This is a genomic window from Hyphomicrobium denitrificans ATCC 51888 (genome assembly GCF_000143145.1).
Classification (GTDB): domain Bacteria; phylum Pseudomonadota; class Alphaproteobacteria; order Rhizobiales; family Hyphomicrobiaceae; genus Hyphomicrobium_B; species Hyphomicrobium_B denitrificans.
Window position 1 is genome coordinate 1,654,756 of the sequence record NC_014313.1, and the last position, 16,326, is coordinate 1,671,081.

Below are 16,326 nucleotides of genomic sequence, written 5' to 3' on the forward strand. Positions count from 1 at the left end.
TGCTGAGTTGAAACGCATGTCCGCAGCAATCACGCTTCTGCGCGATCAGCGGATGCGCCCTGCAGCATGGGCAAGGAACAGGTAGACCCGGCCGGTATCCGACACGAGATGGTTCTGCGCGGCGCGTCCGCTCGGATCGCGGGCTTCGGCATCCTTGATGATGCGCTCGAAGTCGGTCAGATAGCGGAAAATCGACTGCTCGAGATCGCGATCGACGCGGACGCGGTTGGTGATCTGGTCGAAGAGAGCGCGCGCTTCCGGCGCGTAGATGCTGCGCACGAGGACGTTGCGCTGTCCGGCGCGGATGCGGCCCCAGATGGCCGAGGCGGTCGACGGATCGAGTGCTCGCGCGATCGTCGCGATGTCGAGGCGGGCAGGCGAAGCAGTCGGCGGCGGCGGTGCGCTCGGTGCCTGCGGCGCCTGAGCATGGGCGTGCGCGCTCTGGGCTTCGTCCTCATGCGAAGCGCGCGCCAGCAAATCGCCGAGCGACCAGGATTCGCGTCCGTCCGGAGACCCTGACGGTTTGCCCCGGCCTGCACCGGGGCCCTGCTGGCTCAGCGCCGAGGTGAGTGATACCGGCGAGCGTGCGCCGGACGGCAGCTCCGGCCGGACGACATCGCGGGGCGCGTTGGCGCGCTGAGAAATCTGATTGAGCTGCTCGATGGCGCGCAGCTGATCCTGCAGGGCGCGGCGCATCGATTCCGCCGTCTCGCGGGTCGAAGCGGGAAGACGCGCGGCTTCTTCGCGGATGCGGGCCTGCTCGCGGGCGAGCGTCGCGGCGGCCTCGGCGGCGCGCTCACGCGTTTCATCGGAAGCCGACGCCAGCCGCGAGGAAAGCTCCTCGAATTCGCGCGACAGGTCCCCGGACACGCTCTGGAAGCGCGTGCGCAGATCGGCGATGGCGCGATCGCTATGGGCTTCGGTCTCGTTCTTGACGCGGTCGAGTTCGGCCATCAGCACGCGCGACTTGCTTTCGGCGCCGTCGCGCAGTTCGTCGGCGATGGCACGGGCGCGGAGTTCGATGTTCGACAGCGAGCCTTCGAGATCGGTCGAGTATCCGGCGAGCGTGCGGCCGAACTCGTCGGCCTTGCCGGAGAAGCGATCGAGCGTGCTGCTGAGTTCGGCGTGGCGCGACTGCAGCGTCGACTCGATGCGGAGATTGGCGGTGTCGAGAACGTTCGCGGCTTTCAGGATCTGTTCGCCGTGGCTTTCGAAGCGGTCGGTCACGCCATGAATTTGCGAGAACAGGTTCTCGGCGACGTTCTGGAGTGCGCCCGACTGCTTGGCGAGGCCGTCGATCGCCTTCATCGTCTGGCGGGTGATGTTCTCGCTGGTGCGGCGGACGGCGCTGATGCCGTTCATCACCGAGTCGTCGAGGTCGGCAGCCTGGCGCGAAATCGTTTCGCGGAACGAATGCGCATGAAGCTCGAGAGCGTTGGTCAGCAGCGACGCCTTCTCGCTGACGGCAGTGTCGATGGCCGTCGTCGAGCGCATGATCTGATCGTCGAACAGCTCGAGGCGCTTCGAGAAGGCTTCGTCGAGCGAGCGCGTCCGTTCGACGAGCTGGATATCGAGCGCTTGAGCCCGGTTCGACAGCGTCGTGTCGAGCGCGCGCGCGTATTCCTCGAATACGGTCTGCAGGTTCTCGGTGCGGTTGCCGAGCGTCGTGTCGAGGGTCTGCATGTAGCCGTCGAACGTCAGACGCATCTGCTCGGTTCGCGCGCCGAGCGCCGTTGCGAAGGCTGCGGTGTAGTCTTCGAGAACGGTCTGAAGCTGCTGTGTCCGTGCGCCGACCGTGCCTTCGAAGCGGCCGGTCGCGGTCGCGAGCGAGCCTTCGAGATTGGCGAGGTTTTCGCCGGCGCCGGAGATGATCTGCGAGAGTGTCACCTGCTGCGTCGAAAGCTTTTCGATCAGCATCGGGATTTCGGTGCCGAGAGTCCTCAGCGTATCGGTGACGCTGGTCGAGGTATCGACGAGGGCGTGGCGTTCGCCGCTCAGCTCCTTGATCAAGTCGCGGATGCGCTGCTCGTTCTGCTCGTAGGAGCGTTCGAGTTCGGCGATCTGGTTGTGAACGAGCGCCTCGAGTTCGCCCGCACGGCCAAGGGCGCGCGAGACGGCGTCGTTCATGAAGGAGACTTGCCGGCGCACGGCCTGGCCGAGGCTCGCGATCGATTGTTCGGCGGTGCGGTCGGGCTCGGCGAGGCGGATCGCGACTTCGCTCATCGTGGAGGATTTGAGCGCCAGCGAGGCGACGTGCCAGCTCAGCAACGCGAGCAGCCAGATGATGCCGATCGGGGCGACGATCGCAGTCGCGGTATAGAACGTCGTCGGCTGCACCAGGAGCGTCGCGAGCGAAGCGCCTTCCTGCCACTGCGGCGCGAGCGTCAAGGCGCCGATCGCGAGCCCGCCGATGGCCCAGACGATGCTGCCGATGGTGGCGAGGCGAAAAACCTTGCTCGAGGGTTTCTGCTCGAGCGCGTAGATCAGACCGCCGATGCTCGGCACATCGTCGTTAGCGGCGATCTTACCGCGAACCGGGCCTGCGGGACGGCGGCGCGCGACGCGCCGGGCCGGTGCCTCTTCCACTACCGGCGCAGGCTTTTCAGGCTTCGGCTGATCGGACGGCGAAAGCCCACCCAACAGAGGCGGAGGCAGAGCCAGTGCGGGCATTGATGTGGAAGGCGGAGGTGTTGACGGTTCGTCGGTTGCTGCCGGCTGGCCAAGCGTCGGCTCGACCGGCGTCGCCGTTGCAGGCGCCCTCCCGGCGATAGCCATCAGCTTCGCAATCTGATCTTGCGACATTGCGCAACGCCCCCCACTCGAACCGGCAACCGCTAACGATACCCCGTGCGCCCGGGGCAGCCGGAAACTCTCTTTGCACACTATCGGACTTTATATGCGTCCGCAAAACACAAAGACATATCCTTTGATAAGAAATGCCTATGCATCACTGGCACTTAGCAGCCTACAGCGACGTTTGCGGCTGGATTACGGCGAAACCCAAAACGTAACCATGCAGCCGACCACGTGACGCGCCTGGACAAGCTTTCCTAAGTAATCCCTACCGAGACACTTCGAAATAGACACTTCAACTTTACCCAGAGTTATTCCGCATTTGCCACAATTACTAGAAGACCAAACCTCGCCGCGCGGGGAAGAAGTCGCGATCTGGGGAGATGGAATGCATAGAGCGCCAAGCCCGACAACCGGGCCGGAAGCCGTTCCGGCGTTCGTCGAGGCCGATGCAAGACCGTCCGAACCGGTCGATTTCCAGCACCTTCGCCGTTACACCTTCGGCGATCAGGCGCTGGAGAAGGAAATCCTCACCCTGTTCCTGGGACAGCTGCCTGAGACGATCGCCACGCTGCGGTCCGCAACCAGCCAGAAAGAGTGGAAAGTGGCGGCCCATACGCTCAAGGGCTCCTGCCGGGCGGTCGGGGCGTTCCGGCTCGGCGACATCGCCCAGGAGGCTGAAAGACTGGACTTTGGTGCCGTGTCCGAGGCCTGCGCGGACGCAATTCTCAGCATCGAGAGCGGTGCGGCCGAAGCCGGCGCGTTTATTCGCAGCACCTACGAAATCACCTGACCAGCCGGTTCTTTAGCCGGTCCCTCTGCCGCCCTAAAGCATGCATGGCCGAGCGTTTGGCTTGAAATGCCGCAACGGTGCCTCTAAGTGTGCGCGCTATCGTAACTTCCAAATCAGCAGTGACATGCAAGCCCCCCCTTTAGGGATTGCGAAATAGCGACAGGACGCGCACGGACCCATGACGAAGATCACGTTCATCCAGCCAGACGGCGAAGGCCAGACGGTGGAAGTGGAAAACGGACTGACTGTCATGGAAGCCGCCAAGCTGAACGACGTCGCCGGTATCGAGGCGGAATGCGGCGGGGCATGCGCCTGCGCAACTTGCCATGTCTATGTCGACAAAGCCTGGCGTGAGAAAGCCGGCAAGCCGTCGGAAATGGAAGAGGACATGCTCGATTTCGCCTTCGACGTGCGCGAGGAGAGCCGACTGTCCTGCCAGATCAAAATCAGCGACGCGCTGGACGGGCTGATCGTTCGCGTCCCCGAGAAGCAGTTCTGACAACACTTACGCATTGGGCATTCGAATGACCGTGACCGCACCGGCGCAAGAGGCAACGACGACAGCCGAGATCATCGAGACCGATGCCGTCGTCATCGGCGCCGGACCTTGCGGCCTGTTCGCGATCTTCGAACTCGGGCTTCTCGATATCAAGGCGCACGTTGTCGACATTCTCGATCGGCCGGGCGGACAGTGCGCCGAGCTTTATCCTGAAAAGCCGATCTACGACGTTCCGGCGCTGCCAACCGTCACCGGCCAGGAACTGACCGACCGGCTGATGGAGCAGATCAAACCGTTCGGGGCGACATTCCATTTTAGCGAGCAAATCAACACGCTCAAACGCGAGGCGGACGGGCGCTTTCGCCTGACGACGGATGCCGGGACTGAATGTCTGACCAAGGTCGTCGTCATCGCCGCGGGCGGCGGCTCGTTCACGCCGAAGCGTCCGCCGCTTGCAGGGATCGAAGACTACGAAGGAAAATCGGTCTTCTATTCGGTGCGTAAAATCGAGCAGATGCGCGGCAAGGACGTCGTCATCGTCGGCGGCGGCGACAGCGCGCTCGACTGGACGCTGAACCTCGCGCCGGTCGCCAACAGCCTGACGCTGGTCCACCGTCGCGATGAATTTCGCGGCGCTCCGCATTCCGTCGAGAAGATGCGCAAGCTGGTTGCGGACGGCCAAATCCGTCTGTTGATCGGGCAGGTGACGACGCTGGAAGGCGCAGACGGCGAACTTTCAAGCGTTCAAATCAAGACTGCGGACGGCGTCGAAAGCGTTCCGTGCACGGCCATGCTGCCCTTCTTCGGACTGACGATGAAGCTCGGTCCGGTCGCAGACTGGGGTCTCAATCTTCATGAGAACCTCATCAACGTCGATACGGAACGCTTCGAGACGAGCGAGCCGGGCATCTTCGCCATTGGCGATATCAACTGGTATCCCGGGAAGCTGAAGCTCATCCTGTCGGGTTTCCACGAGGCGGCGCTGATGGCGCAGGCGGCGCATCGCATCGTCTATCCCAACAAGAAGCTGATGTTCCAGTACACGACGTCGTCGTCGAACCTGCAGAAGAAGCTCGGCGTCAAATAGAGCGTCGCTCAGTCGATAATTTGATTATCCCTGCGCCGAAGCGCCCGTGAGCCCCTGACGCATCAAACGGCGCAGAGGTTTTGGCACGGCTTTGAGTGCCGACTTCAAGCGCGGGCGCAGAAACTCGAGATAGACGCGCGCGTAGAGGTAGCCCTTCGCGCTCGAGGGGATCACCCAGTCGATGACCGGCTCGGACTTATCGCACCAATCCATTTTATAGGCGTCGCCAGGCGCCATCATATCGTAGACGTCGAGCTTTTCGGCGTAGCCCTGTTTCAAGTTCTGTTCGAGCAGCAGCACGCCGACGCCGGCTTTTTCGAATGCGAGTTCGAAGGCCATCACATGCACGACAAGACGGCCCTTGCAGGTGAAGGAAATCTCATAGGCGGCCGCGTCTCCGCACGTCTTCAGAATCGAGACGACACATGCAACCGGTTTGGCTTTGCTTTCTGCGACGTCGCGGAAAAAGCGAACCGTGCGGTCGTCGTTCAAGGCGCTCGATACAAGTCCGCGATCCTTGAGCCAACGATTTTTGACGGTGATTGCGTTCGCGGCAAACGCGCCAGCCTCGGCGCCGCCATGCAGGCGCAGGAATTCAAGCGGGCCTTTTTCTTCCAGCCGTTTCGTCAGCCGCCGACGGTTGCGGCGCATCTTGGTTGAGAAGCTCTGCTCTTCGAACGCTGCGAAATCCTTCGCGCTCGCGAGGTCCATATAGGGCGCGACTTGCGTGTCCGCGATTTGAGCGCCGATGTCGCACATCAAGCGCGCGACATTGGCGTCAGCGCGGACACGTCTCAAGCGCAAAACATCCGACGACAGATTTTTGCGGATGTACTCCAGTCCTGTGCGCAGAATTTCGGACGAGACGCTGCCGGTGTCGATCAAGGCGTCGCCGTACTGCGCGACGGGCTCACCCATCCAATAAACTTCAGTGATACCATTCGCGCGTTCGGAGACGAGCGGCCAGATCATCACGAGGCGACCGTTCTGACGACCGGTCAGGATCGCGAGGCGAGGTCCTGACTTGGCGCCGTCTTTGGCGAGAAAGCCGTTGGCCCAGTGCCAGCAGAAATTGAAGGATTGGAAGACGTGGATGGATCGGGCCGAGCGTTCGAACAGATCGTTCCACTCGGGCTCGAGCGCATCGAACGCGCTTCGTTCGGTGATGAGCGTGAGATCGATGCGTGGCGCGATCCCGTCGCGCGTCACAGTTCGCGATGCCGTGTCAGGCGATGACGGTGTCAGCGAGGCGACCGAACGGGCGGCGACGTGCATGTTCGATTGTTCCATAAGAAATCGTGGCGCGAGCGACGTGAAGCGCGCTACCGGCAATTCTTTCTAGAGGGCAATCGTTAGGCGACGGTTACGCGGCGCGACTGAAGCGTTCGTTTACACGTGTGCGATTTCGAGAAATGCCAGCGCCAACAATGATATGGCGACCGCTGCGGCAACGAGCTTGCCGCGTCGCGAGGGTGCCGCCGTGCCCATGATGAGCGGGACGATGAGTGCGGCAGCGGTTGCGAAATTGATGGCGATCAGGCCACCGGGTCCGATTGCGCCACGGGCGGCGGGGAATTGCAATCCGATCCAGACGCCCGCGGCGATGCCGAGCGTCATGGCTCCGACCAACCTTGGCCAGAAGCCGGTGCTCGGACGTTCGAACCCAAGCAGTGCGAGTGTCGTCAGCGGGGCTAGAAACAGCAACGCGCCCGCAATCGCTTTGACGAAAATTTCCGCCCACAGAATTTGCTGCACGCTATCGCATCCGGTCTTTCGGATTGGAACTCGGTGCGGTCACGAGCGGGTCCGCACGCGGCTTACCGCATCATGTCCTGCATGTTGGCGCCTTGATTGCCGGACGATGACGACGATGAGGATTTGCCCCAGCCTCCGAACAGGCTGTCGTCTTCGGCGACTTCAGGCGGAGAGGGTGTGAAGTCGCCAGCCAGATGGCGGTTCAACGCCAGCTTGATGCGTGCCGTCTTTTCCGCCGAGCAATAATCCGGTTTGCTGACGAGCGCCTTCGAGACCGTATTGAAGGACGCGTCGTAGATCTGCGTCAGCTTCGGCAGATCGGTGGGGTTCGCAGCGGACTGGGTCGCGAGGAAATTGTTCTTCAACTTCGCGGGATCGAAATTATAGCCGCACTTGATGGCGCGGGCCGACGTGGCAGCCACATCCATCGTGCGCGTCGCAGGGTCGTTGTTGCGGTCGATGGGGCTCTCCTGGTTTGCGCCAAAGAGCGAGCCAGTCGACAATTTCGGCAGGCTGGCGCCGCAGCCGCCGAGGCTCGCCGTCATCAGGCCCACGAAAAGAATTCGTGCGATCTTCATTTGGGAATGTCCCCGTTCCCCCGAACCCTCATGACATGGCGCAGGACCGGGGGCGGGTCAACCTCCCGAGGCCGACTCGTTCCTTGCTTTTCACCGCATTAACTCAGGCCGAGCACCCGTTCGCCCGCGCATGGTGCGTCAGCGCATCAGTTCGCGGGTGGCGGCGTCGAGGCCTTCGAGCGTCAAGGGGAACATGCGGCCGCCCAGCAGCGTCCGGACCATGTTGATCGACGGTGTCCAGTTCCAGTGGCGCTCATCGATCGGGTTCAGCCAGACCGCATGCTTGTAGATGTCCGTGACGCGCGTCAGCCAGAGGGCGCCGGGCTCCTCGTTCATATGCTCGACGGAGCCGCCCGGCACCGAAATTTCATAGGGGCTCATTGAGGCATCGCCGACGAAGATGACTTTGTAGTCGGCGGGGAAGGTGTTCAGCACCTGCCAGGTCGGGGTCTTGTCGGTGTAGCGGCGGGCGTTGTCCTTCCAGACGCTCTCGTAGAGGCAGTTGTGGAAGTAGAAATATTCGAGGTGCTTGAACTCCGTGCGTGCCGCCGAGAAGAGCTCTTCGACTTCCTTGATGTGGTCGTCCATCGAGCCGCCGATGTCGAAGAACATCAGGAGCTTCACGGCGTTGTGGCGCTCGGCGCGCATGCGGACGTCGAGATAGCCTTTTTCGGCGGTGCCGCGGATCGTGCCGTCGAGATCGAGTTCGGATGCTGCACCCGTGCGCGCGAATTGACGGAGACGGCGCAGCGCGACCTTGATCGTGCGCGTGCCGATTTCGGCGGTGCCATCGAGATCCCTGAACTCGCGCTTATCCCAAACCTTGATCGCGCGACGATGGCGGCTTTCGTGCTGGCCGATACGGATGCCGGCCGGGTTATATCCGTAGGCACCGAACGGCGACGTGCCGCCGGTTCCGATCCATTTGTTGCCGCCCTGATGGCGCTCCTTCTGCTCGGCGAGGCGCTTCTTCAGCTCCTCCATGATTTTGTCCCAGCCGCCAAGCTCGGCGATGCGCTTCTTGTCCTCGTCGGAGAGATGCAGCGTAGCGATGCGGCGGAGCCATTCCTCGGGGATTTCGGCTTCGATCGCCTCGGCCGTCGACTCGAGGCCTTTGAACACGTGGCCGAAGACCTGGTCGAAACGGTCGAGGTTGCGCTCGTCCTTCACCAGGGCGGCGCGCGACAGGTAATAAAAATCCTCGACGCGCGTGCCGGCCGCGCCTGCCGCGACGGCTTCGAGCAGCGTCAGGTATTCTTTGAGCGTGACCGGGATCTTGGCCGAGCGCAGCTCGCTGAAGAACGTTTCAAACATGGGCGAGACTTTAGACCGGTGGCCGCCTGACGTCACCGGCCGGGGTGTCGCTCGTCTGCGGTCATTGCAGGGCGGCGGTTCGGCGTGGGTGGCCGCCTTCGCGGCCATGACGGTCGTCGAGGTACGCAAGCCTGGAGAGGTCGGTGCAAAAAAAGAAGCCGCCCGGTGAGGGGCGGCTTCGATATTCGCGGTTTCTGATCGAATTAGAAGTTGATCAGAGCACCGAAGGTAACTTCCTGGAAGTTGTCGGTCGAGAGACCGCCTTCAACATCACCGACCGCTTCGACGCCTTTGAAGCTGGCATCGATGTTGCGGTACTTCAGCCAAAGAGACATGGCAGCGGCATCGACTTCCTGGACAACACCAAGACCCCAGAGGCGAGCCGACGAGCGGTCGTAGTCAAAGAGATCGACAGAAGGACCATCAGCGAGGTTGGTGCCAATCGTGCCGCCGTTGCGGTTCTCGATGTGCTCGTACTCACCATAGAATACGGTGTGGCCAAGCGGGTTCAAACGCTTACGGATACCGAGCTTACCGTACCAGGTGTTGTTGCTACGATCGTCGGCACCGTAAGAGTCGCCGAAACCGAGGTGTCCGTAGGCGCCGTAGGCGAACAGGCCTGTCGGCACGTGTTCAACATAAGCGCCGATCTGGAAGTATTCGGAGTCGGGTGCCTGAAGCGTATTGCCCGTCGGGAAGTAGGCGTTCGTGACTGCGTTTGACGTCTGGCTGTATGCTGCAGCGAGAGAGACCTTCACGCTGTTCCACTCGCCAGCATAGCGAGCTGCGACATCCCAGAAGTCGTCTTCACCCCACGATGCCGACACAGAGAAGCCAGCGAACGTCGGCGAGTCATAACGAACCGAGTTCGTCGGAAGACCGTTGACGTCACCCCAGGTTCCCGTGCCTGCCCAGTTCAGGTTCGTCAGCTGACCGTTCTTCTGTCTCACGAAGAATGAGAAGAAATCGAACGGAACCCAGTTTGCCGGAACGAGCGAGCCCGAACCGTCGACCAGGATGGCCGTGTTATCCGAAGCCTGCGACTGCTTACCAACCGAGATCTTGCCCAGCTGGTCGCTCTTGATGAACCAGAACGACTGCAGCGTGCCGACCGAGTTCGTCGCGCCACCGCCGGAAATCGTCAGTACAGACGGACCGTCAGCGATACCCTGGCTCGTCGTCAAGCTGTCCGAGCCCATTGCTTCCAAGTGCAGCACGTAACCAGCGGTCCAGCCCGGCATGATCTGCGCCTGGCCCGTGAACATCACGTGGCTGGCGAGCGTCGTGCCGAGATCGGTCACGTAAACGTTCGATTGGCCGCCGTCATCCCACCAAGTGACCTGCTGGCCAACCCAGCCAGAAATCGTCAGCGAGACTTTGCGATTGCCCTTGCGCGCCGTCGTGGCTTCGAGTTCCGCGATGCGTTCCTCGAGGTCCGCGCAGCAATTGCCGCCCAGGTCCGCAGCAGAGGCGCTCGTGGCGAATCCGCCAGCGAGAACGCCTGCAGCGACCAGTGCGCCTAGGCTATATTTCATCATTCTACCTTCTCCCGTCTTCATCACTTCTAGTGGTGGACGCGGTACTTGGCGTTCGCCGTTATTTAGAACTGCGCGACTACGCAGTTCACGGCGGTACACCTGCCAAGTGACGTCGCCGCTTGAGGGGGAAGCTCTGTGATTCGTCCCTTTGCAACAATTACGGTTTGCAAATTCGCCGTGACGAATCCCGCGTTGTGGCGAGAGGGCAACTAACGGAACAAGGTCCACACCTGTGGCTGGACCGCATAAATAACTGAATTCGCTACGTTAAAGGCGATTGATTGCGGTGTGTCCGTGCAAAATGAGTTTTCCACGCATCACATGAGGACAAGCTGTGCATGACGCAAAAGAAAAGGCCGCCTCAATGGGCGGCCTTCGCTTTTTTCGATTTTTAGAGGTTCTGATCAGAAATTGATCAGAGCACCGAAGGTGACTTCCTGGAAGTTGTTGGTCGCAAGACCACCGTCGCCACCCTCGATTTCAACACCCTTAAAGCTGGCGTCGATGTTGCGGTACTTCAGCCAGAGTGACATGGCGGCCGAGTCGATTTCCTGGACAACACCAACACCCCAGAGGCGAGCCGACGCTTTGTCATAGCCGTAGAGCAAATCAGGTGTGTCGGTATCCGGGCCTGCGCCATTAGCATAGATATCGCCACCGTTGCGGTTTTCTATGCGCTCGTACTCACCGTAAAGAACAGTGTGGCCAAGCGGATTCCAACGCTGACGGATACCGGCCTTGCCGTACCAGGTCTGATTGCTGCTAGCGGACGAGTCGTGGAAGTTGAGGTTTCCATACGCTCCGTAGGCGAACAGGCCCGTCGGCATGTGCTCGACATATGCGCCAACCTGGAAGTAGCCTGTATCGAACGGCTGCAGAACGTTGGCGCTGTTGCCCGACGAGCTGTTCGTCTGGCTGTAAGCCGCAGCAGCCGCGACCTTGAAGTCAGCCCATTCACCCGCATAGCGAGCGGCGACGTCCCAGAAGTCGTCTTCACCCCAAGATGCCGACACCGAGAAGCCACCGAACGACGGCGAGTCGTAACGGACCGAGTTCGTCGGCGCTCCGTTGACGTCGCCCCAGGTGCCTACGCCGCCCCAGGTCGTATCGGTCAGCTGGCCATTCTTCTGTCTAATGAAGAACGAGTTGAAGTCGAACGGAACCCAGTTGGCCGGAACGAGCGAACCCGAACCGTCGACGAGGATCGCCGTGTTATCCGAAGCCTGCGACTGCTTACCAACCGAGACCTTACCCAGCTGGTCGCTCTTGATGAACCAGAAGGACTGCAGCGTGCTGACGCCGTTGGCGCTGCCCGTCAGCAGATTCGGGCCATCCGGCACGCCCTGCGTCGTCGTCAGCGAGTCGGAGCCGATCGCCTCGAGATGGAGGACATAACCCGCTGTCCAGCCCGGCAGAATCTGTGCTTGACCGGTGAATTTCACGTGGCTGGCGAGCGTCGAACCAAGATCCGTGACGTAAACGTTCGACTGGCCTCCGTCATCCCACCAGGTGACCTGCTGGCCAACCCAGCCGGAAACCGTCAGCGAGACCTTACGGTTGCCCTTGCGGGCCGTCGTGGCTTCGAGTTCTGCGATGCGTTCCTCGAGGTCCGCGCAGCAGTTCCCCCCAAGGTCGGCCGCCGATGCGCTGTTGACCGACATCCCGCCTGCCAGCAGGCCTGCCGCCACCAGGGCACTCAGACTATACTTGCTCATGAACCTACTCCCGTCTGCTTCGACTGAGGAATGACGGACGGAACGAACTGTTCAGCCCAACACTCTTCTTATTCGATGGTCTTTTGTTTAAACCCGTCGTCAAACCCGTCTTCTGCGGTCCACGGGTTGCCCCCCGAATCACCGCTCAGGGCAATGCTTAAAGCAGATTAGATTCGCGGGTGAAATACCTTTGGCCAAAGCACCTGTGGAATTGAAGGAGTTTGTGACACAAAAGTCACGAGCAGAAGTAGTCAAACGAGAGCATATCAACGCCCCGTTGTGTGGATGTGTCGGCCTTCCGGGGATCGGTGCGGCGGCGCCTGATTTTGCAGTTGCTCATCGTGCGACGTTGTCTCGCCCGCGCAGGTAAAGACTTAGCAGGAAACCGAATTCGCCTTATTGAAGCGAAAACTTATCATTCTTCGGAGTAAAAAGGCTTCACTGGCGCGATCAACCGTCATCTGCCGGAATGCTGGCGAGGCCGCGAATTATTCCCGCTGGTATGCCGCCGATGCGCGCCTGCTGCGTTGGCCGGTTGATGATGCACGCGGAGGTTTTTGCGGCCGTTAACGGGCTCGCAACGATTGACGAGAAAGTCACACCTAGAATGGATCGACGTGGAAAATCTGCCACAATCGTCATTTAGCAAATCTCTTATTGCTAATTGGTGGGCGCTTGGCGGGAGCGTACACCAGACCATCAGACGCTCACCGCTCGGGCAAGCAGAAATTCGAACATGACAGGCAAACTACTCGATCGGCGGTCGGTTCTCGGGCAGGCTGCAATGGGAACCTTTGCCCTCGCGGCCGCCAAACTGGCGCTCGCTACGGATATTGCGGAGGCGGCGGGCGAGTCGTCGTCGCCACCAACGCCGTTCAGCACCTCGAACGTCAACGCCGAGGCGAAGCGCCTCGCAGATCAGCCCTTCGGGAAGCCGGCGCTCGATCTGCCGCCGCCCTTCAACAAGCTCAATTATGATCAGTATCGCGACATCCGCTTTCGTTCGGAGAAGGCGATCTGGAAGGGCGAGCATCTCAATTTCGAGATCCAGCCGTTCGCCATGGGCTGGCTGTACGACATGCCGGTCGATCTCTGGGTGGTCGACAACGGCGCGGCATCGCGGCTGGTCGCCAATGGCAAGCTGTTCAGCTTCGGCCCACTGATCGGCCCAAGTCCCGACGATGCGCCGTACGGGTTCTCGGGATTTCGCGTTCACGGACCGATCAACCGCTCCGACAATTTCGACGAGTATGCCGTATTTCAAGGCGCGAGCTATTTCCGCGCCGTTGGGCGTGGCCAAGGCTATGGCGCCTCGGCGCGCGGGCTGGCGCTGAATACGGCGCGTCCAGGCGGGGAAGAGTTTCCGTTCTTCAGGACATTCTGGCTCGAAAAGCCGAAACCCGGTGCAACTCAAGTCACGCTCTATGCGTTGCTCGACAGTCCGTCGACGACCGGCGCGTATCGGTTTGTCATTGAGCCGGGAGAAACGACCACCATGGACGTGTCGGCGACGCTATATCCTCGCGTCGCGCTGCCCCATGTCGGGATTGCGCCTCTGACGAGCATGTTTCTTAACGGCAACGCGACGCCGCGGCGAACACGCGATTTCCGCCCCGAGGTCCACGACAGCGAGGGGCTTGCGATCGTCAACGGTAGCGAGGAACGTCTCTGGCGGCCGCTCAACAATCCCAAAACCTTGCAAGTCAGCGCCTTCATGGACAAGGACCCGCGCGGCTTCGGACTATGGCAGCGCGACCGGACATTCCGCAGCTATGAAGATCTCGAAGCTCACTATGAGCAGAGACCAAGCGTTTGGGTGCAGCCCAAAGGACAGTGGGGCGAGGGCTATATCGAGCTCGTCGAAATCCCGGTCGAGAACGAAATCCACGACAACGTCGTCGCCTATTGGCATCCAGGGAAGCCGCTGACGCCCGGCGGACCGCACGTCTTCAACTACAAGCTCAGCTGGGGCAGGGATGTCCCGGCGTCGTGGTCGGGCGCACGCGTCGCGAAGACGCGTGTCGGCGGCGGCAAGAAACCGGAAAACCTTCTTTTCGTCATCGATTTGACAGGTCCTGCGGTGAAGGATGCGAAGGATCTGCCAGTCGCCGACGTTACAGCCAGCGCCGGCCAGATCTCGAACGTCGCGGTTCAACGCAATCTTGAGATTTCTGGTGTTCGAGTGACGTTTGAGCTGACGCCCGGCGACGCCGAGCTCGCGGAATTGCGGTGCATCTTGAAGGCCGGCGATCAGGCCGTCTCGGAGACTTGGCTCTATCGATGGACGAAGCCGTAAACGAAAACTTCAAAGGCGATTTTCCGCTCGACCCTGCGCAGCCCGTCGTGGCGCGTGACGCGGGTCCGTGGTCGCATTTGCCGGCGGCAGCGCCGCTCGACATGCCGGAGCAGGATTTCAGCGCGAAGATCGCTCGCATCGCCGAGCCGCGGCGGCGCGGCTATTGGGTGCCTCGCACCGCGATCTTTGCAGGCGCGGCGGCGCTGACTGCAGCCTTCGCGCATGAGCTGTTCAGCATCCTGGCGTTCGTCATGATCACGCCGGTGCAGTTTCTCTTTCTCATCCTGTCGACGATTGCGTTCGGGTGGATCGCGATCGGCAGCCTGAGCGCGGCGCTCGGCTTTCTGCCGCTATTCGCCGGCGAGCGCGCCGATACCATTACGCCGCCGCAACCGACCGAACCGCTGAATACGCGCGTCGCGCTACTCTTTCCCGTCTACCACGAAGAGCCGACGCGGATCGCCGGTGCGATCGAGGCGATGGCGCGCGAACTCGACGGCCTCGGCCGCGCCCGCAACTTCGATGTTTTCATTCTGTCGGACACGCGTGGCGACGATGACGGCGGACGGGAAGCCGACGTCTATCGCGCGCTGACGCAGGAAATCGCACCGTTCGTTTCCGTCTACTATCGCCGGCGCATGCAGAACACCGCCCGCAAGGCCGGCAACATCGCCGACTGGGTCAGCCGCTTCGGCGGCGGCTACGAGTCCTTCATCATTCTGGATGGCGACAGCGTCATGGACGGGCGCACGCTGGTCTCGCTGGCGCTTGCGATGGAAGCCGATCCGAAGGCCGGGCTCATCCAAACCGTGCCGCGCATCGTCGGCGGCGAAACGCTGCTCCAGCGTTTGCAGCAATTCGCCTGCAACACCTACGGCCCCGCAGTGTCGTCGGGTCTTGCCTTCTGGCATCGGGACCAGGGCAACTACTGGGGCCACAACGCCATCATCCGGACAGCCGCATTCGCGTCGGCTGCTGGACTTCCTGACCTCCCGGGCCGGAAGCCGTTCGGCGGCCACATCATGAGCCACGACTTCGTCGAAGCGGTTCTGCTTCAACGTGCCGGTTATGGCGTGCACATGATGCCGTCGCTCGAGGGGTCGTATGAGGGCATGCCGCCCAACATCGTCGACATCGTCGCCCGCGACCGCCGCTGGGCGCAGGGAAACCTTCAGCATCTCGCCATCGTGTCGCAAAGCGGCCTGACGCCGATGGGGCGCCTGCATCTCGGGATGGGCGCTACGTCGTATCTCATCTCGGCGGTCTGGGCCCTGTCGCTCGTCGTCGGCATCATCCTGGCCCTGCAAGGCCAGCAGATGATCCCGAGCTATTTCCGTGACGCGAAGACGCTCTTCCCGATCTGGCCGATCATCGACCCCGGCGCGGCGCTCAGGCTTTTCCTGGCGACGCTGGTCGTGGTGCTGCTGCCGAAGTTTCTGGGCCTGTTCCTCGCGTGGAAGGAAGCGCGTGCCCGGCATGACCTTCTGGGCGCGGTGCGCGTAACGGTCGGCGTCTTCGTCGAGACGATCTACTCGATGCTGATCGCGCCGATCTTCATGGTGACGCAGACGGTCGCCTCAGCCGAAATTCTGGCAGGTCTCGATTCCGGATGGAAGCCTCAAAACCGCAACGACGGCGCGCTGTCGTTCGATGACGCGATGTGGTTCGCGCGCTGGCACACGTTGATCGGTCTGATCGCGGGCGGCATTGCGTGGACGGTTTCGCCGGGCCTTCTCATGTGGATGGCGCCGGTCATTCTCGGCCTTGTGCTGGCCGGGCCGGTGAGCTGGATCACGTCGCTACGCGCCGGTCCGCTCGAACGCTGGGCGCTTGCAACCAACGTCGATCTGTCGCCGCCATCGGTTTTGATCGACGCCGGACACCGCTCGAATACGTGGGCGCGCCGCGCCGCGACGCCGGGCGGGTTGAATGCCGAGCCGGAAGCAGCGGCAGCGTAA

Annotated in this window: 13 protein-coding genes; 6 read left to right on the plus strand and 7 right to left on the minus strand. The window is 61.7% G+C overall.

Annotated elements, in window-relative coordinates; all coding sequences use genetic code 11:
- Positions 1–45 precede the first annotated feature (45 nt).
- Positions 46–2,802, minus strand: a complete 2,757-nt coding sequence (locus HDEN_RS08000) for a coiled-coil domain-containing protein (protein WP_013215596.1) — start codon at positions 2,800–2,802, stop codon at positions 46–48.
- Positions 2,803–3,181: 379 nt separating this feature from the next.
- On the opposite strand from HDEN_RS08000, the gene HDEN_RS08005 reads away from it, so the two are divergent.
- From HDEN_RS08005 to HDEN_RS08015, 3 genes are all read left to right on the plus strand, one after another.
- Positions 3,182–3,586 (plus strand): Hpt domain-containing protein, encoded by a 405-nt coding sequence (locus HDEN_RS08005; RefSeq protein WP_013215597.1) that lies wholly within the window; start codon positions 3,182–3,184, stop codon positions 3,584–3,586.
- A gap of 178 nt (positions 3,587–3,764) precedes the next feature.
- A complete protein-coding gene (locus HDEN_RS08010) occupies positions 3,765–4,085 on the plus strand; it encodes a 2Fe-2S iron-sulfur cluster-binding protein (protein WP_013215598.1) in 321 nt (106 codons plus the stop codon).
- A gap of 25 nt (positions 4,086–4,110) precedes the next feature.
- On the plus strand, positions 4,111–5,172 hold the full coding sequence (locus HDEN_RS08015; protein ID WP_013215599.1) for an NAD(P)/FAD-dependent oxidoreductase: 1,062 nt from the start codon (positions 4,111–4,113) through the stop codon (positions 5,170–5,172).
- Between the two features lie 24 nt (positions 5,173–5,196).
- On the opposite strand, the gene HDEN_RS08020 is transcribed toward HDEN_RS08015, so the two are convergent.
- The 4 genes from HDEN_RS08020 to HDEN_RS08035 form a co-directional block, all read right to left on the minus strand.
- A complete protein-coding gene (locus tag HDEN_RS08020; RefSeq protein ID WP_245256755.1) occupies positions 5,197–6,462 on the minus strand; it encodes a GNAT family N-acetyltransferase in 1,266 nt (421 codons plus the stop codon).
- A gap of 99 nt (positions 6,463–6,561) precedes the next feature.
- Positions 6,562–6,927, minus strand: coding sequence for a hypothetical protein (locus HDEN_RS08025; RefSeq protein WP_013215601.1), 366 nt, complete (start codon positions 6,925–6,927; stop codon positions 6,562–6,564).
- A 62-nt stretch (positions 6,928–6,989) separates the two neighbouring features.
- Positions 6,990–7,505 carry a hypothetical protein gene (locus HDEN_RS08030; protein WP_013215602.1) on the minus strand — a complete coding sequence of 172 codons (516 nt, stop codon included), beginning with the start codon at positions 7,503–7,505 and terminating at the stop codon, positions 6,990–6,992.
- 138 nt (positions 7,506–7,643) lie between these two features.
- On the minus strand, positions 7,644–8,819 hold the full coding sequence (locus HDEN_RS08035) for a vWA domain-containing protein (protein WP_041921603.1): 1,176 nt from the start codon (positions 8,817–8,819) through the stop codon (positions 7,644–7,646).
- Between HDEN_RS08035 and HDEN_RS18335 the strand changes: the two genes are divergently transcribed.
- On the plus strand, positions 8,818–8,988 hold the full coding sequence (locus tag HDEN_RS18335) for a hypothetical protein (protein WP_169305488.1): 171 nt from the start codon (positions 8,818–8,820) through the stop codon (positions 8,986–8,988). The two genes, HDEN_RS08035 and HDEN_RS18335, sit on opposite strands and share 2 nt — an antisense overlap.
- Positions 8,989–9,022: 34 nt before the next feature.
- Here the strand turns inward: HDEN_RS18335 and HDEN_RS08040 are convergent, their stop codons facing one another.
- Positions 9,023–10,357 carry a porin gene (locus HDEN_RS08040; RefSeq protein WP_013215604.1) on the minus strand — a complete coding sequence of 445 codons (1,335 nt, stop codon included), beginning with the start codon at positions 10,355–10,357 and terminating at the stop codon, positions 9,023–9,025.
- Between the two features lie 404 nt (positions 10,358–10,761).
- Positions 10,762–12,072: a porin gene (locus HDEN_RS08045; RefSeq protein WP_013215605.1), complete on the minus strand. Its 1,311-nt coding sequence runs from the start codon at positions 12,070–12,072 to the stop codon at positions 10,762–10,764.
- A 736-nt stretch (positions 12,073–12,808) separates the two neighbouring features.
- Between HDEN_RS08045 and HDEN_RS08050 the strand changes: the two genes are divergently transcribed.
- Together HDEN_RS08050 and mdoH are read left to right on the plus strand one after the other, a co-directional pair.
- Entirely contained in the window at positions 12,809–14,368 is a 1,560-nt protein-coding gene (locus tag HDEN_RS08050; RefSeq protein ID WP_041921604.1) for a glucan biosynthesis protein G, read from the plus strand.
- Positions 14,353–16,326, plus strand: a complete 1,974-nt coding sequence (mdoH, locus tag HDEN_RS08055) for a glucans biosynthesis glucosyltransferase MdoH (RefSeq protein ID WP_013215607.1) — start codon at positions 14,353–14,355, stop codon at positions 16,324–16,326. The genes HDEN_RS08050 and mdoH overlap by 16 nt, the downstream gene beginning before the upstream one ends.